Source organism: Salinimonas chungwhensis DSM 16280, from assembly GCF_000378185.1.
Lineage (GTDB): Bacteria > Pseudomonadota > Gammaproteobacteria > Enterobacterales > Alteromonadaceae > Alteromonas > Alteromonas chungwhensis.
Map to the genome: position 1 here is coordinate 255,104 of NZ_KB899377.1, position 19,460 is coordinate 274,563.

A 19,460-nucleotide genomic window follows, 5' to 3' on the forward strand; every position below is an offset into this window, starting at 1 on the left:
CGGCACTGCGGATTACAATGGAATATTACACTGATGAACGTGTAAAGTGTTTACTGCCAACTTACAATCAGCGAGCGGCTTCTGCGAATTTTAGGTGGGTTTAGAGCCAGGTTTTTAAATCGAAAATGTACTGCTTGCAGACCACGCCGATGGGGAAAGGCAACATGTATCGCCCCCGAACTCTATTTTAAATGTGTAGTTCTATACTCGCGGGAAGGCATTGGACTACGACGATTTGCAAACCGGTAGAGTAAAATAAAAAACAGTACCCTCTCCAAACTTACTATGTACCCAGATTTTTCCATTTTGTGCTTCAACTAAGCCTTTGGCAATACTTAAACCTAACCCCATTCCTGCTTTTCGCATTGTTCCAGCTTGTCTGAATTTATCAAAGATAAAGGGGATTTGCTCATCAGCGATACCCTGACCAGTATCAGCGACAGCGATACAAATGTTGCTTTCTTCCTGCGTCACCTTGACGTCAATTTGACCACCTTGAGAGGTGAATTTAATCGCGTTACCGATAAGGTTGGAGAGTATTTGCAAAAACCGTGGGCGGTCACAAAAAACAAAAAGATTGCCCGGGAAATTATAGGAAAGTGTTAATCCTGCTTGTTTTGCAATGGGGCTCATTTGCTCCTTACTTTCGAGCAAAATCTCAGTCAGGCTATCAGAGGCGATTTCCACAGTAAGTTGCCCGGCTTGAATACTTCCCAGATCAAAAAGGTCGCAAATAAGCCGATCCATTGTTTTTACCGATCGGACAATAGTATTAATAAGACGCGCTTGCTGGTCATCGATCTGAGTAGCAGGCATATTTTGCAGAAGCTCTGTGCTAAGTGAAATGGTATTTAACGGATTTCGTAAGTCATGCGAAACCACGCTAAGCATTGCATCACGGGCGTGGACAGCATTTTCGGCCACGGTTCTGGCTTCGCGTTCTTTTTCTTCGGAGACTTGTAACTCAGCTTGTTGCTCTTTTAGCTTTTGCAGTGCTTGTATAAGTTCATTATTCTGCTGACGAATAATATCTATCTGATTTGGAGGACTTACTTTTTGTAGCTCGCCTGCAATCTCTTGTATATTTTCCTGCGTGACCACTTGACCCGGGTTGAGGTGGCAAACCAGCGAAACCTCAATGGCATCGGCACTCCCTGATATAGTGAATGTATCAACCAATCGGCCACATCCACCAAAGTAGCGCTCTGAGGAGGGGATGTTTGCGTGATGTTGTAACTTGCTCACTTCTCCGCCTTCTCCGCGCACTGTTACCCGTATACTGGCAGGTTGGTCAGTGATAACAGCAAAACTCGCCATTCCTTTAACAGTATTAACAAACATACTGCGACCTACTTCAGAAATAGCAGTAGCAAAACGCGTCTGTTTTAGTCCTTCAATGCCCAACAGCTCACAAATATGCGACGCCCGTTGCCTCAAAAATACAACATCGGCTTCCTTCATTACTCTTACTTTTGTCAGCGTTACATCCATCGTGTCTTCAACAATCTTCCAAAGGTTTGTAGACAAGGACGCCGGCATCATCGCGTCCATGAGCAAAATCGCGATACAGAATAGCGGCAATAAGAGAAGACGATTTCATTGTAATTCCCGGGTAGTCTGATAAATCCCAGTCAGACTTGAGGCCATCGGTATGCAATATCAGGATACTTTGAGAGGAAAACGGATACATATATTCGCGTAACGTGTGCACTGACTCACCCAGCGTACCATCATGTGATACTAATCCTGTGACTTTTTTGTCTCTTTCCCACACGGTGCCTGAAAGATTGCCCACGCCACAGAATGTAAGACTGCCTGCGGCTACATCAATTTGCGCCATAGCCACTACGCCACCGCGAAGTCCATTGACCGAGTGGTGGGCATGTAATATCGAATCTTTTAACGATGCCGACACAGAGTTGAGATTACAAATGATTTGCTCAGCGGAACGGGCAGCTTGTTCACCGTGGCCCAAACCATCAACCAATATCAGTCTGGCCAGATTTTGTTTCCGCTCAATACAGTCCCAGGCATCGCCACACGAGCGCTCCCCTGGTTTTGCCACGCTGATACCATTCACCGCAGAGACTTCAGGTGAAGACGATAGCTGGTTGGAAAATGTTGCATAAATGATACAACCCTTGTCGGGCATAGCGTAAATATCAAAAAAATCAGAAAGCCTATCAATGGCGCCTAACCCAACTCCCCTGGAACCGCCAGTTGAATAACCATCTTGCAGGCATTTAGCGACATTACGCATACCTAGGCCTTTATCAATAGCAAAAAACGCAATGCAGGCATTATTGCTATCTTCCCAGGCGCTAATAAGAACTTCACCAACACCAGCATGCTGAAGGATATTAGTGCTTGCTTCAGTCACAGCTATGGACAGGCGACCCAATGCATCACAGGTTAACCCCACCGACTTACCCAACGCCACGGCCGTCCGTCTGACATGGCCGACGGAGGAATCATCTGAGACCGGTATTTTTTTATAAGCATTTTTCACTAATTTCTGTCCAGCCAACTGATAGCCCTAACGCGTACACCGCGGGGGGCGAGGGGGACTATAGTAAGCTCATTCACTAATCGTTTCGCACCACCTAAGCCCAAACCCATACCATTTTTTGAGGTATAACCATCGGTCAGTGCGAGGTCAATATCTGGTATGCCCGGCCCCGTGTCTTCAAAATCTAGGCGAATACCTTTGGTGTTTCGCTGCATAATTATGGCTGCCTGCATATGGCCGCCCTCACCGTGGATAAGTGTGTTTCGTCCTAACTCTACTGCCGCGGTCATAACCCTTGTTGCATCTAACACACCGAAGCCTAAAGACGCGGCCAGTTGGCGTACGCAATTTCGCACTAGCAAAAGGTCATCTTCGGTCTTGATACAAACATACTCAGCACCAAGCATCTGTTATTAATCATCTATTTTTTTATTAAGTAACAAAATGCCTTTATCAACATTCAGCGCTGTACTCACACCGTCAAGGGAAACTCCCATTTCTACCAGCGTCATCGCTACCGGTGGGCGCATCCCCACTAGCACCGTATGTGCATCTAAAATTCGGGACATTTGCGCAATATTTCCCACCACCCGCGCAATATAAGAGTCAACAATATCTAAGGCAGAGATATCTATCAAAACACCTTTTGCATGGGTTTCACTTACTCTTAAAGTAAGATCTTCCTGAAGATTTGTTGCTAGTTGGTCATGCATATCAACCTGAATAGTAACCAGTAATAGCGCACCAACATGTAAAATAGGTATTCTATCCAACCTACCGTCCTATGTATTTATTGTCTTTTGCATTTACTTCCAGGCCCTGAAATTCAAAGGCATACTTTATTGCTGCGGCCATGGTTGATTTAGTTACCACATCACCCAGAGATACTCCCAAATGTACCATTGTCTGCGCAATTTGCGGTCGTATACCGGATATAATACACCGCGCGCCCATTAACTGTGCTGCGCTAACAGTACGGATAAGATGTTGTGCCGTTAGCGTATCGACCACGGGTACACCGGTAATATCAATAATAGCAATGTCGGACTGAGTAGAAGACAAGCTTTCCAGCAACGACTCCATCACAACCTGTGTTCGTTTGGAATCCAGTGTGCCAATGATCGGCAGGCCCAGTACGCCTTCCCACAACTGAACCACCGGGCAGGACAGCTCAAACATCTCTTCTCGCTGACGGGCAATAACGTCTTCACGGGTTGCCAGGTAGACTTCGGTGGTAAATAAACCTAGCTTATCCAGCACCAATGAAATTTCCCACAACCGTTCTGTAACTTGCGCATCTGTTTGACTTTGTTCTTTAATAAGATGAAAAAGAGGGCGTTTCAGCGAGAAGACAAAAGTCGCGGTTTCAGAGGGCGTGAAACCTTGATTTGTACGGCGCTTAGCGATGTCGGTTAGCAATGCCGCCATTGGCGCCCAGACATCGTCGGTCACATCCGTATCGGGTTTTTGTGAAAAACATTTTACAAAAAGCGCGACGAAAGAAGCACATTGTTCGCGTAGCTCGTCTTCCCGAACGAGGTCGGAACGAAATTCACCAGAGTGAAGTTGTGATGCGACCCACTTCTCCAGCAGTTGTTCCTGGTGTTTCTCGAGAATAAGATGGAGTACTTTGTCTATTGTTTCAGGCATAACACAAATCCGTCAGGCTGCTAAATTTTTGCATTATAGGTATATTTACCTATAAATAATACAAATTATCCAAAGCAACTCAAGATGAAGAATATAATTTGTGCAAACCGATGTTATTTCAGTGGTTTAATCATACATAGCATTGAGCAGTTAGGTGCTGAACAAAGCGCAATGTCTTGCGCTTTGTTCTTTCCTTTTACTATTTTAGGATTGTTTAGTTAATGCATTTACAACTTTGTCCGGTGTAATAGGGAATTCCCGAACCCTGATACCAACCGCATCGCTGATTGCATTGGCAATTGCCGCGCCGGCACCGGTGATACCCAATTCACCGATTCCTTTACTACCCAGTTTGCAGGCTTTGTAGTCCGGTTCCTCGATAAAGGTAACTTTAATATCACCAATGTCACGGTTCACCGCAAAGTGATATTCGGCTAAATCGCAGTTTACAAAACCACCATGGTGCTTATCCCGCTGCAAATCTTCTAGCAATGCATAACTTGCGCCCCACACCATTCCACCCTGCAGTTGCGAGGTGGCTGTTTTATGGTTAAGGATTTGCCCTGCTGAAAATACCCCGTGTTGACGTTTTATACGTACTTCACCGGTTATGGTGTCCACCGTCACTTCAGCAAAATGAGCGCCACAGGAATACTGCTCATACTCATCATGACTCTCACCGGGTTCCACCTCGCCATGCCCTTCCAGTTCGCTGACGCCGCTGTCTTTGAACAAGTCACTCAAGGTGCAGACTTGCTGGGTATCGCCTTCGCCTGCGATTACTTTGCCATCATGGACTGCAACCTGATGGGAGCCTCTTGCCAGCCCCATTTTCTCACATAGCTGACGAGACAGTTTCTCGCAAGCGTTGCGTACAGAGGTGGCGCTGCTGGACGCACCAAATGAACCGCCTGAGCCACATGAGGCGGGCGATGTGCTATCTCCCAGGTTGATGGTAATCGCATTGGCGGGCGTATTGAAAAAGTCAGATACCACCTGACTTAATATCGTATAGGTCCCAGTACCAATATCAGTCATGTCGGTAAATACTGCAATTTGCCCGTCACTATCTAGCGTGACTTTTGCCGCACTGGGCACAATCATGTTCATGCGCATAGCTAACGCAACACCGTAGCCCGTTTTCACAGGCCCGTTGTCATTTTTTGTCCTGTTAGCCCAGCCAAACTCTTCTGCACCCTTTTTCAGGCACTCTGCCAGATGATGAGTTGAAAACGGTTTGCCAGTGATTGGGTGGGCCGGTGCTATATTATTCAGCCGAAATTCCACGGGATCTATTTTGCAATGCAAGGCCAATTCATCAATAGCAGACTCAAATGCCAATGAGCCAATAGCATCGCCGGGGGCCCGCACAGAATCAATCATGGGGCTGTCCACTACTTTAACCCGGTGACGACTTTCTATCGCGTCAGCTTTATAGGTAATCCTTGCGACCGCGCCGGTGGCCTCGGCAAATGCATAATCCTGCGCCATCGGCATGGCACTGTGATGCGAAATACCATTAATATGACCAGCATTGTCAGCGCTAAGGGAGATTTTCTGAATGCTGAAGCCACGGTGAGGCGCACTGTGAAAAACCTGCCGGCGATGTAATGCAACTTTAACTGGCTGCTTAAGGTGAATCGCCCCCAGGCACGCTAACACCGCATCGTTATGCAAGCCCAGCTTCGACCCGAACCCCCCGCCAACAAAAAGGCTTTTTATCCGAATTTTATCTTCTGGTAATTTCAGCGTGTTTGCCAGGCAGGTAACGGCACTGGCCAGAATTTGCACACTGGTATGCACATGTAAAATATCACCATCATAATAGGCGATGGTGGTGTGGGGCTCCATCGCTGCCGAGATCTGATTTGGCGTGTGATAAGTCATATCCAGCCGCGTGGTGTTATTCAGCGCCTGTTCAATATTGCCGCATGTTGCATCTGGTTCAAAGCCGCCATCTAAGGATGCCGGTGTTACCTGTGCCTCGTCGGCATTCTCCAATAGCTCAGGCCCGTCACTTTCTACCGTATGGGTGATCAAGCTAGCAGCGTAGCGGGCCTGTTCAAGGGTTTCTGCAACAACCAATGCGACGGGAAAGCCAGCATAACGAATTTTGGTATCCTGCAACACTGCGCGGCTTTGACCAAATCGCATCGCATCTTCAGGTTCAGCAAACGGGCGTTGTTCAGGCGCATTATGATAGGTCAGGACTGCTTTAACACCAGGCTGTGACTCTGCCTTATCAGTATTTACCTTAGTAAGTGTGCCCCCAGAGCGGGCTGCGCCAACATAAACACCGACCAGCGTTGGCGCGTCAAATTCAAATTCCCCGGCATACCGGGCCTTGCCCTGGACTTTTAACGGACCGTCGATGCGGTCAGTGGCATCGCCTATTTTTGTTACTTGATCATATTGACTAGCGGGCATGAATGGCTCCTTGGTGACCGGGGTTGGCCATCTGGTGTTCTACAGCCTGTTGAATAACAAATGCGGCAGTGCGCTTAATCAGCGGAATTTTAAAGTCATTGCCGCCAGCGCCACGCGCTGGGTTTAGCTCAAGGTCAACGGCCTGTTCATACAAACTACTGGAGGCGGTCTTGTTGCGCATAAAGTCTTCGGCGCTTGCAGCGTGCCAGGGCTGTGTGCCCACGCCGCCAAATGCAAGACTGATATCAGCAATAACGCCATCTTTGAGGGTTAGATCACATGCAACAGAGACCAGCGCAAAGGCGTAGGACGACCGGTCTCGTACCTTGCGATACGTTTGTGTGCCGCGCTTCTTTTTCGGAATCTTTACGGCGACGATGAGTTCATCCTCAGCCAATACCGTTTCAATATGCGGCGTGTCGCCGGGCAACTGATACAGCTCTCTGACTGGAATACTGCGGGTATCGCCTTTGGTATTGATGGTTTTTACCTGTGCATCCAACGCGGTCATCGCCACCGCCATATCAGAAGGATGAGAAGCGATACAATGCTCAGAAGTGCCGAGCACAGCATGAATACGATTAAAACCGTCCAAAGCAGCACAGCCAGAGCCAGGCTCTCTTTTATTGCACGGTTGGTTGGTGTCGTAAAAGTAGTAACACCGAGTCCGCTGGAGTAAATTACCGCCGGTGGTGGCACGGTTACGAAGTTGCACAGTCGCACCAGATAGCAGTGCCTGACTCAGCACACTTAAGTCCTTTCGCTGGTAGGCAAAGTTTGCCAGATCGGTGTTACTCACCATGGCGCCAATCTGGTAATAATCGTCAGTTTCATCAATATTATTGGCGCTGTCCCAGCGACTCAGGTCGATAATATGCTGTGGTGTTTCAATCTGGTGTTTCATCAAATCCACCAGATTGGTGCCTCCCGCTAAAAAGCGGCTGCTTTCAAAAGTGCCAATATCTGCCAGTTGCTTACCATCAGTAAGTGAATTCACGGAAAATGGTCTCATGATACCTCCTTGTCCTGACGCACAATATTCACTGCATCAATGATATTGGCATAAGCACCACACCGGCAAAGATTGCCGCTCATCCGCTCTTTAATATCTTCCTGCTCGCTATAGTTTGGTTCAAACCAAACGGTACTGGGGTTGTTTTCCTGCAACTCATTCATCATGGACACGCCCGAGCAAATCTGACCGCTGGTGCAAAAGCCACACTGAAAGGCATCACACTTTACAAATGCCTTCTGCAACGGATGTAATTCTTCCTCGCTGGCAATACCTTCTATGGTAGTTACCGATTTACCCTCCAGCTGAAATGCCAGCAACAGGCATGCGTTCATACGTTCGTTATCAACAACCACTGTGCAGGCGCCACACTGACCGTGGTCACAACCTTTTTTGGCGCCAAATAGCTTAAGATGCTGGTGTAAAAAATCCAATAGTGTCGTGCGGGGGTCGTCAGGTAGTGGATATTCCTGACCATTAATAGTAATTGTCGCCATCTTGTCGGTCCTTTGGCTGAAGATAAGTGCAGGAAAAGCACATTAACATGGTGTAATTCTCATACGTGGTACAGAGGCAATGGTTTAGCTTGGTTTACTTAATTAGCAAAGTCAGACATGAAGAGTGAACTGTATCGGTGAGTCTGGGTAAAAATCACAATAGCCGTTAGGTACGCTAGGCAAGACCATAAGAATTTGCGTGAATAACAGAAATTTCATAGCGTCGCTGGTGTGCTTGATTATAATACCCGTTCATAAATAAAGATTGATACCGGCTACTGATAAGCAACAAGCTTAAGCTGGCCAAACAAAGTGGAGAAGACACCATTGTCTGAGTGGAGCATCGAAGAAGCTGAAAAATTGTATGGCGTATCGCGCTGGGGTGGCGGATATTTTGAAGTTGGCGAAAACGGCAACGTACACGTTACACCGGTTCCAGCGGATAAGAGTATCCGTATAGATTTTCAGGCTCTTATAGATGAAATTCGCGATGAGGGCGTACAATTCCCTGTAGTGGTGCGCTTTCATGACGTATTGCGCTCGCAAGTGACCAGTTTGAACACGACATTTCGGGATGTGATCGCCGAAGCAGAGTTTCAGGGCCAGTACCAGGGCGTCTACCCGGTAAAGGTCAATCAGATGCGTGAAGTGGTTGAAGAGATTGTCGACGCCGGCGCCCCTTATAATTTTGGCCTGGAAGCCGGTTCAAAAGCTGAGCTTATTACCGCACTGGCGCTCAACAGTAACGAAGAATCCCTGACCATTCTGAACGGCTATAAAGACGAAGAATGCATGCGTCTTGCATTGTTGGGCCGCAAGCTCGGCCGCAAGATGGTAGTGGTGGTCGAAAAGTATACCGAGCTTTTATTGTTAGTGAAGATTGCCAAAGAGCTCGACATCGACCCAATCATTGGTGTCAGGTCAAAAATGACTGTTAAAGGCCGGGGTAAATGGGAAGGCTCCGGCGGCGAGCGGGCCAAATTTGGGCTGACAATTGCCGAAATTATTAAGACAGCCCGCTATCTGCAGGAAAACGATATGGGCCATTGCCTGAAGTTACTGCACTTTCATATCGGTAGCCAGCTTACCGATATCAGGGCGGTTAAAGAGGCCATTAGCGAAGGTGCCCGTATTTATGCTGACCTGCATAAAATGGGCTTTGCGCTGGACTATGTCGATGTCGGTGGCGGCCTGGGCATTGATTATGACGGCAGTGCGTCTACCAATGAATCCTCTCGCAATTACACGTTGCATGAGTATGTGGCGGATGTGGTTTATGGCATGAAGGAAGTGTGCGACTTAGAGCAAGTGCCTCATCCTCATCTGGTCAGTGAAAGTGGGCGAGCGATTACCGCCCATCACAGCTGTGTTATTACAGAAATTGTTGGGGAAATTCGCTCGAACAGTGCTGAAGTCGATACTGCGCCAGCGGCTAACGAGCATGTATTGGTCAAAAATATTCGTGAATTGGAAGATTATTTTGACGAGCAAACCTCGATGCAGGAAGTGTTCAACGATGCATCACAATATAAAGAACAGGCGCTGGATGCATTCAAGTTCAGGGTACTCAACTTAGAAGAGCTGGGCAAAATTGAAACCATTTACTGGCGTATTATGGCGCGCCTGCGTGGATGGTATTCCAATCAAGACTATGTGCCAGAAGAGCTTCAGGAGCTTGACTATAGTTTATCCTCACAATATTTGTGCAATTTTTCGGTGTTTCAGTCAGCGGCTGATACCTGGGCCATTGATCAACTTCTGCCTGTGGTTCCATTAACCCGTATGAATGAAAAGCCGAGTGTAAACTGTACGCTGGTCGATATCACCTGCGATAGCGATGGCAAGCTGGATCAGTTTAGCGTGGGCCGTGAAATCACCGACATCCTGCCGATGCATCCGCTCAAAGAAGGTGAAAATTATTATGCCGGCTTGTTTCTAACCGGCGCCTATCAGGATGTGATGGGCGATATGCACAATCTGTTTGGCCGACTGAACGAAGTGCACATTTATAGTCATGATGACGACCCTCAGGACTTTTATATCGAAGAAGTTGTAAAAGGCTCATCGGTACAGGATGTACTGAACATTATGCAATATAATCCGCGGGCGATGGCTTACGATGTGAAAAAGCTTATCGATAAACAGGTCTCGGCTGGCAAAATCCGGCCCAGAGAAGGTGTCCGCTGGACAGATTTTTACGAAAATTGCTTAAGCGGGTACACTTACCTTAAGACAGAATCAAAATAAAAAAGTACAGTTGCCAGGCCGGAAACTATTTATCGGCCTGGCTATAAAATCGTTTCCAGAACTCTGCAGTGGTCGAATTGATCAGGTTTGATTCAGCGTTCATCAACATGACGTAACCGGCTTTCGCATCCGGGTCAAAAGACACATCCGCGCGATACCCCTTCACCCAGCCGCCATGATAATTAAGTGTGTGGCCATCAAAATCATATACCCGCCAGCCTAAACCGTAATGCGCATCTTTCAAATGACCTCGCCATCCACGGCGGTAGATTTCCCGGGTAGTACGAACACGGGGTTCGGTAATATAGTCCACCAGTTCCTCAGGCACCACAGTAGGAAATTCCCCCAATAATGCCTGCAGATAAATGGTCATATCATTAATACTTGCATTAACCCCGGCGGCAGGGGTAAACCGATAATAGTTACTCTCCACAACTCCCCGGCGCCATTTGTTGCGGGCAATGGCGATATGAGGGCGGGCCCAACGCTCTGAATTAAGTAGGGCACCTTTGCCGGCGCTGGCCGTCTTCATACCCAGCGGCGAAAAAAGTTGCTCCTGAATCTGGCGGTGATAAGACGTATTCTGACTAACCAGATAATATTCAATCGCGCCAAACAAGGCATTCTGATAGGTGTAACACTCACCGGGGGCACAAATAGGTTCCAGTTTTGCCAGATAGCTAAGCACTTTATTGAGCGGGTAATCGGCTTCGATGAGATTGTCATAGGCGTTAGGCATAAAGCCGCTAGACTGGCCACTTATATGCCTCAGCTGCAGCTGATCCATGCCTTTTTTAGCAAATGGAATGTCCCCAACCAGAGTGTCTATGCCCATATCCCAGCGCAGAACATCTCGTTGCACCAGCTTGGCTAACAGTAACCCGGTGAATGATTTGGATACTGAAGCCAGCCTGAAAACGGTATCTTTATTGACCGGTTCACCACTACGCCATGTTTTGCCATATGTATAAACCTGCGGTGGTTTGCCCTGTTCATAATAAACAAAGGCATAGCCGGGAATATTTAATCTGTCAGCCTGCTGTTTAACATAGCGGGCGTATTCATCCACCCATCGCTCGGTTGCCTGTGCGCTGGTGCTGATGATTGCAAGCCCTGACACTAGGACGAGCCAGCAAAAACGAGATATGCAACAGCGCAATTTCTGCAAAAAAAGCTCCGATAATTCATTAGTTGCAGCATAGTCTGGCTGCTTCATACATCAATGGCGAAGTATTATGCGGTCCGGTAGGCAGAGAATCAACCGCCGGTTAGCAGGTGGTCGCTTCCGATTTCATCGCACCAGATAGTTTTATCAGGTTACACTGTAAGAATGCAAACACTGGTGACCCATTATGGCATCTGCGCACCCTTATCATGATGCATTCAGACAGGCCCGGCAAAGCCGGGATCCGCGCTTTGATGGCCTATTTTATGTGGCGGTTACCAGCACGGGGATTTTTTGTCGACCGGTGTGTCCGGCCCGGCTGCCGCTGGAGAAAAATGTCAGATATTATCATTTTGCGACGCAGGCATTGCAGGACGGATTTCGGCCCTGTCGACGTTGTCGGCCTGACAGTGCGCCGGAATCACCAGCCTGGCGGGGAGTTACCACTACGGTGGAACGCGCCCGGCGGTTATTGACGCAATTGCCTGTCAGGCCGGTGTATGAAGTGGCAGCAAAGTTAGGTGTCAGTGAGCGTTACTTGTATCAGCTAACGCGAACGCATCTGGGGATAAGTCCTAAACAATTACAGATTTACAGCCAGTTATGGTTTGCCAGACAGCTTCTTACTCAAACCTCGCTGCGAATTATTGATGTTGCAGCCGCATGCGGTTTGCATTCGGCACGTCGGCTGCAGGATCTAATGCAAAAATATTGGAGAGTCACCCCGACAATGCTTAAAAGCCAGCCCCCTAATCACAACGGAACAGCACCGGTGGTGCTGTTTTTGCCCTGTCATGCGCCCTATAACTGGCCACAGGTGCGCGACTTTATCGCAGCGCATCAATTGGAACGGGTCGAAAAGGTCTTTCAAAACGGTTATGCCCGGGCCTTCAACTGGCAAGACAGCGAAGGCTACCTTAAGGCTGAATTTTGTGAAAAGCGGTGTGGTTTTGAGGTCTCGCTGAACATTACTGACTTGCAGTTCATTCAGCCGGTCATGGCAAATCTGGCGCGTATGCTTGATACCAATGCCCATCCGGAAACAATTCATCGGGCCTTACTCGCTGCCGGTATTAGTAAGCAAAAGCTTACCCGGGGCTTACGTTTTCCAGGTACCTGGGATGTCTTTGAAGCGGCCAGCAGAGCGGTGGTAGGCCAGCAAATCTCGTTAAAGGCTGCAACCGGTTATATCAATCGAATGGATCAGCTGATTGGTGGCAGTAATTGCTTTGGACCGGTGTTTCCCAGCCCGCAGGAGGTAGTTGCTCAGCCAGTGGATTTTTTAAAAATGCCTGCCTCACGACAACGCACCCTGGCCACGTTGGCTGAGGCATTTACCAGGCACGCCCAGCCGCCGGATACAGATACGCTGCTGGCACTAAAAGGTATCGGTCCCTGGACGTGTGACTATATCCAACTGCGTGGCTACAATGCCTGTGACATTTATTTACACAGTGACCTTATTGTTCGCAATGTGGCTAAAACCGAGGCAGTACAACCTGATCTCGCTGCCCCCTGGCGCAGCTATCTGACGCTACAGCTGTGGCAAATAGCGCTGGAACAGCGAGCTCGGCAAGCGCAGGAAAAAAAACACAACAAAAGCACAGCGAGGTAACGATTCATGTATCAGCAGACATTGTCTACGCCGTGCGGGCCTTTGATTGTAAAAAGTAGTCATAAAGGACTGACACAGGTGGTATTTGATACCCCCCAGGAACAGGATAGTCCCAATGCACATACCCGGCTGGCCTGTAACGAGTTAATCCGGTATCTGGCAGGCCATACAGTGCGCTTTTCCGTGCCGCTGGATGCTGCGGGTACGGCATTCCAGCAACAGGTGTGGCAAGCGTTAGTCAGCGTTCCCTACGGCGAAACCCGCAGCTATAAAGATATTGCTGCGCAACTTAATAACCCCTCTGCAATGCGTGCGGTCGGCGCTGCCAATGGCCGCAATCCCGTCGCAATTATTGTCCCCTGTCATCGCATTGTGGGTGCCAATAAGCGTCTGACTGGCTATGCTGGGGGGCTGTGGCGCAAACAATTTTTACTGGAACTGGAAGGAATTAACGATATATGCCATTAAAAGAGGGGATGGCTCTGGTACTGCTGGGCGCAATATGGGGGGCCTCATTTATGTTCATGCGGGTGGCCGCTCCGGAGTTTGGCATTTTTGCGTTAGTGGAGGTGAGAACCTGTCTGGCCACACTTGTATTATTGCCGGTAGTATTGTGGCGTAAGGAGATGGCCGACATGCGCCGTTTTTTCTGGCCGATTTTTGCTATCGGCGCCATTAATACCGCTATTCCTTTTGCACTGTTCAACTTTGCCAGTTTGCATCTTGAAGCCGGGGTTAATGCTATTCTTAATGCTACAGCACCTATGTTTGGCGCAATGGTGGCATTTGTCTGGCTGCACGAGCGGTTATCAAAACTTGCAGTAACGGGCCTAGGCTTGGGATTTGTGGGTGTGACAATCATCAGCGAACAAAAAATCGGTGGTGGGGAACTCAGCGTGCTGCCTATCCTGGCGGCTTGCCTGGCAACCTGCTGCTACGGTATCGCCGCCTGCATGATGAAACGGTTTTTAACCGGTGCTAAGCCCTTGGCCGTGGCGACCGGCAGTCAGGCAGTGGCGTCGGTGCTGTTGCTACCACTGGCGCTAATGCACTGGCCGGATACCTCTCCCTCACCCCATGCCTGGACAAATGCGGTGGCACTGGCTGTAGCTGGCACCGGTATTGCCTACATTCTTTACTTCCACCTCATCGCCGCAGTGGGGCCTTCTAAAGCCATCACAGTAGCTTATCTGGTACCGCTGTTTGGTATTGTGTGGGGCCTGGTCTTGCTCAACGAAACCGTATCCGGTCAGACACTGGTAGGAGGCGCATGCATTATGGCCGGAGTGGGAATGACCACGGGTATTACGCGCCTGTTCAGCCGGCGAGGCTTTGCGCCGGCTAAGTAAATTTAGCTGATAAGCTGCATGCTGACCTGATTACACCCGTCGCGCCTGGCCTGGTACAGTGCATCTTCGGCACAGTCTGTAACTTCCGACATGGTTCGTTCAATGGCCGTATACGATACGCCGAACGAGGCTGTTAGTTTGATTTGTAACGACCGTTCTACCGGGCGTAGCTGACTGATATCCGCGCGCAGAGATTCAGCGATTTCATAGGCTTCATGGGGGCCGGTTTCTGGCAACAATAAGATAAATTCCTCACTGCTCCAGCGCCCGATAACATCTTTGCTGCGCAAGCTGTCCTGTAAGAATGTCATGACGTGGTGGTAAACCTGGTCACCAATATTGCGCCCGTAGGTATCGTTAATAACAGAGAAATGATCAATATCCACCAGAATGATGCTGACAGAATGATAAGCGCGGATTAGTTTGCGATAATCGTCCTGTACCTGTGTGCGATCGGGCAGGCGGGTGCGACTGGGAAGAACGACATCTTTATGCAAATCTTTTCTGAAGTAATAAAGCAGATGATACACCATTAAGAACAGTGCGAAGATGACCACCAGCAAGGTTATTACACTTACAATGAAGCCCTGAGAAATGGCCGTCTGGCGTTTGTCCAGCGGGCTAAGCAGAAAAACTGTCCAGCCAAACTGGTTCAGGTCTACTTCGGCAATCAGATACTCACTTTCATCAATGGTAATCAGCCGGTTATTGAGCGCCTGAGAATTTTGCACTTCCTCGGGTAAGCTGGAAAACCAGGATAGCTCGGACATATTGGTAAAGCGGGAGTATCTGGCCATTAATCGAGGATCAGATGACAACATGATATCGCCCTTGTCGTCCACAAACAGAAAATCATAACCATACTGCTGCTTATAGCTGCTGAATATCTGTAAAAAGCTGGTGAGACTTTTCCCTACCCCGAAGAAACCAAGGAATTCGTTGTCTTCATTAAATACTTTTATATCGATATAAAAGTGCGCATCTTCCCACTTGCCTATGTCGGCAACCGCGCTTTGCGGCATGGCTTTATATTTGAAATACCAGTTCACCTCGCCTTCTACCAAATCCACAATCTGGCCATCAGACATATATTGAATACGTTCGTTTTCACTGGCCACAAAGAAGGTGAGATCAAATTCCTGTTCCAGCCTTTCAAGCATGTTAAATGCTTCTTCCCGGTCCAGCGTTGGACGGTCCATCAGCGCAACCAGCTCTCTTGATTGTCCAAGTGCCTGTGCGGTATGCAGTGGTTTAAGCAACTCTTCAGTAATCAGGGCAAACGCTGGAGACATGGATTGCTGCTGAGCACGGCTTTGCTCAGCGACGATAGAGGTTATACTGAAATGCACCAGCGTGACGATGGCAACAGTCACCACCAGAAAAAGCAACAAAATACTACGGTGCAACGTCCTGAAGGCTTTCACAGCTGGCAACCACTCCCTTGCAAACAGACCAAAAAATACGAAAAACGAGTATACCTGCGTAACATATGTACGACTAGCCATACCTGTGATTAAACAAAAACCGGACATGACCGTATTCAAACGCTGACTATCGCGTCTGGCTTGGTTACACTAAGTCGAATACTTTATTGCACAAGAAGTTTAAGGAATTTGCATGGCGTTTTCTGTTGTAGTACTTGCCGCGGGTAAAGGAACCCGAATGAAATCCTCGTTGCCCAAGGTGTTGCACAAGGTGGGTGGCGTCCCAATGGTGCAGCGGATTATCAATACTGTTGAAAGCATGCAGGCGAGCGCTGTGCATCTGGTCTACGGTCATGGTGGTGATCAGTTGCAAAGCACTGTTAGCGCAGACAACCTCAACTGGTGTTTGCAGTCAGAGCAACTGGGAACCGGACATGCGGTACAGCAGGCGGCTGACCATGTAAAAGATGACGAAGATGTCCTTATCCTGGTAGGCGATGCCCCCTTAATTACCCAACAAACATTACAACGACTGGTAGCGGTAAAGGCAGCATGCGATCTGGCGCTATTGACCGTGGATTTAGATGATCCTACCGGTATGGGACGCATTGTGCGAGGCAGCGATGGCAATATCACAGCCATTGTAGAGCACAAGGATGCGACTGAAGAGCAACACCGGATAAAAGAAATTAACACCGGTATGATGATGATGAACGGTGCTGATTTAAAACGTTGGCTGGGCAATTTAAGTAACGATAACGCTCAGGGCGAATATTATCTGACTGATGTGATTGCCATGGCCGCAGCAGAAGGCAAAAAAATTCAGGCGGCGCAGCCCGATGAAGTTATCGAAGTCGAAGGTGTGAATAACCGGGAACACCTGGCAAAGCTAGAGCGGGCGTTGCAGAAATGGCAAGCCAGTGCGCTGATGCATGGTGGTGCGACGCTGGCCGATCCGGCGCGGGTGGATATTCGTGGTAAAGTGACGACCGGACAGGATGTCTTTATTGATGTTAACGCCGTTTTTGAAGGCACTGTTGAACTGGGTAATAACGTGGTAATCGGGCCAAATTGTCTGCTAAAAGACTGTAAGATTGGCGACGATGTCACCATCGAAGCCAATAGTATGATTGAACAGGCTCAGGTGGACAGTGCCTGTACCGTTGGCCCTTATGCACGATTACGCCCGGGCGCCGTTATGCATAAAGGCGCCAAAGTCGGCAACTTTGTGGAAATGAAAAAAACGGTGCTGGGTGAAGGGGCGAAGGCGAATCACCTGACTTATCTGGGGGACGCTGTTGTCGGCGCCCGGGCAAACATCGGTGCGGGTACCATTACCTGTAATTACGATGGTGTGAATAAGTCGAAAACGGTTATCGGCACCAATGCGTTTGTTGGATCTAATTCATCACTGGTTGCGCCGGTTGAAATTGGCGATGGCGCTACCGTGGGTGCCGGCAGCACCATCACCGGTGATGTTGATAATGATGCCCTTGCAGTGGCACGTGGTCGTCAGCGCAATATTGCCAACTGGCCACGGCCGCAGAAAAAGTAAACGAATACATTAGTGGCACCGTGGTTTTGCATGACACCGGTGCCACCCACCTGTTCAACACTTCTGTCACCTCCGGCAGAAAAGGAACTGTCCATGCTTTCTACACTTCTGGTAGGTTTTGGCTTTTCGGCGAAAACATTTCACCTTCCCTTTCTTAACTATAATGACCAGCTTGCGGTAAGCGGCGTGGTGTCTTCACGGCCTGATGCAGTTGCTTCTGTTTTACCAGACATCCCGGTGTACAGTAATTTGGCTGATGGTCTGAGTCACGCAGCACCTGATTTGTGTATCATTACCACCCCGAACCATTTACATGCAGATCAAGTCAGTCAGTGTCTCACCGCGGGCAGCCATGTTCTGGTTGAAAAGCCGTTTACACTTTCCCTGGCAGACGCCACAGCCCTGGTGGCACAGGCCCGACTTAGCAAAACCTCCTTGCATGTATTTCATAACCGGCGGTTTGATGGTGACTTTTTAACCGTACAACGTCTGCTGAGTGAGCAACAGCTGGGAACTGTGCGGCGTATGGTGAGCCGTTTTGACCGTTTCCGGCCTGTGCCGCGGGATCGCTGGCGGGAAAACGCCGGGCCGGGGGCCGGTATTTTCTGGGATCTGGGACCACACCTTATCGACCAGAGTATTCAGTTGTTTGGTATGCCAGAGGCAGTGCAGGCCAATATTCAGACGTTACGTCCAAACGGGCAGAGCGATGACTGTTTTGACGTAACGTTGTTCTATCCGGATAAACAGGTGGCAGTAGGTAGCTCAGCCTTTCAGGCAGGCAAGACATTACGCTTTGACGTTCAGGGAGACAAAGGTAGTTACCGTAAATATGGCCTGGATCCACAAGAGCAGTTATTAAGAGATGGGGTCAGCCTGACTTCAGCGCAGTGGGGGCAAGAAGATGAGGAAAGTTACGGAATGCTTCACTGCGAAAGTGGTAGCACACCAGTTACTACTGTGCGGGGCGACTATCGCGAATTTTACCGACAACTGGTCACCAGCCTGACGACGGGTGATGCCTCGCCATGTAGCGCAGACTCAGTTGTTCCTGTCATACAAGTGATGGAACAGGCGTGGCAAAGTCATCGCGACAAACGGCGCGTGGAAATAATAAAATGAAACCAAAATATATTGCAATTCGTAACATTATTCGTTCTAATTGCTTTCGTTTTGTAATTTAAAGTTTCATTTATGCAGCGACGCAATACTGATACCCGCCGCCAGGCAATTGTTGAAAGGATAAACCGGGAAGGCCAGGTTCAGGTGGAAACGCTGGCGACAGCATTTGGGACGTCGGAGGTGACCATTCGCAAAGATCTAACGATCCTTGCCGATAAAGGTTTGCTGGTACGTCAGTTTGGTGGGGCTGCGCCCATGCCGGGTAATACAGGCAATGCAGCAGGAGAGTCTGATTTATCCCGCCATACTGAACAGGCTGGCCAGCCCGGCACACTGTCGCACATCAAGCGTGCCATAGGCCATGCCGCTGCACAGTTGGTGAGCGACAATACCCGGATGATTATCGATTGCGGCAGCACCACGGCCTGTATGCTTGAACATTTGAGCACACGGTCACGGTTAGTGGTGATGACGAATTCACTGCACGTTGCCGCAACACTGACCGCAATGGATAGCGAGCCGACAGTATTGATGACAGGCGGTACCTGGGATGCACAATCACAATCGTTTCAGGGACATATGGCTGAACAGATGACACGGGCCTACAGCTTTGATTTTGCATTTATTGGTGCATCAGGGCTGGACGTATCCCGTGGCACAACAACATTTAATGAATTAACCGGGCTGACCGAAACGATGGCCAGCACCGCCAAAAATGTCGTTATCATGGCAGAGTCAGGCAAGTTTTCTCATAAGATGCCAAACCTGGAGTTACCGTGGCAGCAAATTGCTTATCTGGTAACCGACGATGATATTGACTTACAGATTAAACAAACAATTGAAAAGCAGGGTGTGACGGTCATTACCGCAGCGCTGGATGGAGAGTAG

17 protein-coding genes are annotated in these 19,460 nt (G+C 48.8%); 7 read left to right on the top strand and 10 right to left on the bottom strand.

Going from position 1 to position 19,460, the window contains the following annotated elements:
* Window positions 1-225: 225 nt before the first annotated feature.
* The 8 genes from F458_RS20050 to F458_RS0105470 all read right to left on the bottom strand — a co-directional run bounded on the left by F458_RS20050 (window position 226) and on the right by F458_RS0105470 (window position 8,095).
* On the bottom strand, window positions 226-1,527 hold the full coding sequence (locus tag F458_RS20050; protein ID WP_169334827.1) for an ATP-binding protein: 1,302 nt from the start codon (window positions 1,525-1,527) through the stop codon (window positions 226-228).
* The gene (locus F458_RS0105440) at window positions 1,499-2,509 is read right to left on the bottom strand and encodes an ATP-binding protein (protein WP_018982375.1); all 1,011 of its coding nucleotides are present in this window, start codon (window positions 2,507-2,509) and stop codon (window positions 1,499-1,501) included. The genes F458_RS20050 and F458_RS0105440 overlap by 29 nt, the downstream gene beginning before the upstream one ends.
* Complete coding sequence (locus F458_RS0105445; protein ID WP_232362638.1) at window positions 2,509-2,865, bottom strand: anti-sigma regulatory factor; 357 nt, start codon at window positions 2,863-2,865, stop codon at window positions 2,509-2,511. Before F458_RS0105445 ends, F458_RS0105440 begins: the two co-directional genes overlap by 1 nt.
* A 57-nt stretch (window positions 2,866-2,922) precedes the next feature.
* Entirely contained in the window at window positions 2,923-3,282 is a 360-nt protein-coding gene (locus F458_RS0105450; protein ID WP_018982377.1) for an STAS domain-containing protein, read from the bottom strand.
* A gap of 1 nt (window position 3,283) precedes the next feature.
* A complete protein-coding gene (locus F458_RS0105455) occupies window positions 3,284-4,159 on the bottom strand; it encodes an STAS domain-containing protein (protein WP_018982378.1) in 876 nt (291 codons plus the stop codon).
* Between the two features lie 204 nt (window positions 4,160-4,363).
* Window positions 4,364-6,586: a xanthine dehydrogenase family protein molybdopterin-binding subunit gene (locus F458_RS0105460; RefSeq protein WP_018982379.1), complete on the bottom strand. Its 2,223-nt coding sequence runs from the start codon at window positions 6,584-6,586 to the stop codon at window positions 4,364-4,366.
* Window positions 6,576-7,598: an FAD binding domain-containing protein gene (locus tag F458_RS0105465; protein ID WP_018982380.1), complete on the bottom strand. Its 1,023-nt coding sequence runs from the start codon at window positions 7,596-7,598 to the stop codon at window positions 6,576-6,578. Before F458_RS0105465 ends, F458_RS0105460 begins: the two co-directional genes overlap by 11 nt.
* Window positions 7,595-8,095 (bottom strand): (2Fe-2S)-binding protein, encoded by a 501-nt coding sequence (locus tag F458_RS0105470; RefSeq protein ID WP_018982381.1) that lies wholly within the window; start codon window positions 8,093-8,095, stop codon window positions 7,595-7,597. Before F458_RS0105470 ends, F458_RS0105465 begins: the two co-directional genes overlap by 4 nt.
* Window positions 8,096-8,422: 327 nt before the next feature.
* Here F458_RS0105470 and speA point away from each other — a divergent pair, with 327 nt between their 5' ends.
* Entirely contained in the window at window positions 8,423-10,342 is a 1,920-nt protein-coding gene (gene speA, locus F458_RS0105475; protein ID WP_018982382.1) for a biosynthetic arginine decarboxylase, read from the top strand.
* A 25-nt stretch (window positions 10,343-10,367) separates the two neighbouring features.
* On the opposite strand, the gene F458_RS0105480 is transcribed toward speA, so the two are convergent.
* A complete protein-coding gene (locus F458_RS0105480) occupies window positions 10,368-11,558 on the bottom strand; it encodes a serine hydrolase domain-containing protein (RefSeq protein ID WP_083928589.1) in 1,191 nt (396 codons plus the stop codon).
* Window positions 11,559-11,694: 136 nt separating this feature from the next.
* Between F458_RS0105480 and F458_RS19090 the strand changes: the two genes are divergently transcribed.
* The 3 genes from F458_RS19090 to F458_RS0105495 are packed head-to-tail and all read left to right on the top strand — an operon-like array spanning window position 11,695 to window position 14,471.
* Window positions 11,695-13,122: a DNA-3-methyladenine glycosylase 2 family protein gene (locus F458_RS19090; protein WP_018982384.1), complete on the top strand. Its 1,428-nt coding sequence runs from the start codon at window positions 11,695-11,697 to the stop codon at window positions 13,120-13,122.
* A 6-nt stretch (window positions 13,123-13,128) separates the two neighbouring features.
* Window positions 13,129-13,590 (top strand): methylated-DNA--[protein]-cysteine S-methyltransferase, encoded by a 462-nt coding sequence (locus F458_RS0105490; RefSeq protein ID WP_018982385.1) that lies wholly within the window; start codon window positions 13,129-13,131, stop codon window positions 13,588-13,590.
* Entirely contained in the window at window positions 13,581-14,471 is an 891-nt protein-coding gene (locus tag F458_RS0105495; RefSeq protein ID WP_018982386.1) for a DMT family transporter, read from the top strand. The genes F458_RS0105490 and F458_RS0105495 overlap by 10 nt, the downstream gene beginning before the upstream one ends.
* Window positions 14,472-14,473: 2 nt before the next feature.
* Here F458_RS0105495 and F458_RS0105500 read toward each other — a convergent pair whose 3' ends face one another.
* Window positions 14,474-15,895, bottom strand: coding sequence for a sensor domain-containing diguanylate cyclase (locus F458_RS0105500; protein WP_040610137.1), 1,422 nt, complete (start codon window positions 15,893-15,895; stop codon window positions 14,474-14,476).
* A gap of 193 nt (window positions 15,896-16,088) precedes the next feature.
* On the opposite strand from F458_RS0105500, the gene glmU reads away from it, so the two are divergent.
* The 3 genes from glmU (at window position 16,089) to F458_RS0105515 (ending at window position 19,460) form a co-directional block, all read left to right on the top strand.
* Window positions 16,089-17,450: a bifunctional UDP-N-acetylglucosamine diphosphorylase/glucosamine-1-phosphate N-acetyltransferase GlmU gene (glmU, locus tag F458_RS0105505; RefSeq protein ID WP_018982388.1), complete on the top strand. Its 1,362-nt coding sequence runs from the start codon at window positions 16,089-16,091 to the stop codon at window positions 17,448-17,450.
* 93 nt (window positions 17,451-17,543) lie between these two features.
* A complete protein-coding gene (locus F458_RS0105510; RefSeq protein ID WP_018982389.1) occupies window positions 17,544-18,572 on the top strand; it encodes a Gfo/Idh/MocA family oxidoreductase in 1,029 nt (342 codons plus the stop codon).
* 72 nt (window positions 18,573-18,644) lie between these two features.
* Window positions 18,645-19,460, top strand: coding sequence for a DeoR/GlpR family DNA-binding transcription regulator (locus F458_RS0105515; RefSeq protein ID WP_018982390.1), 816 nt, complete (start codon window positions 18,645-18,647; stop codon window positions 19,458-19,460).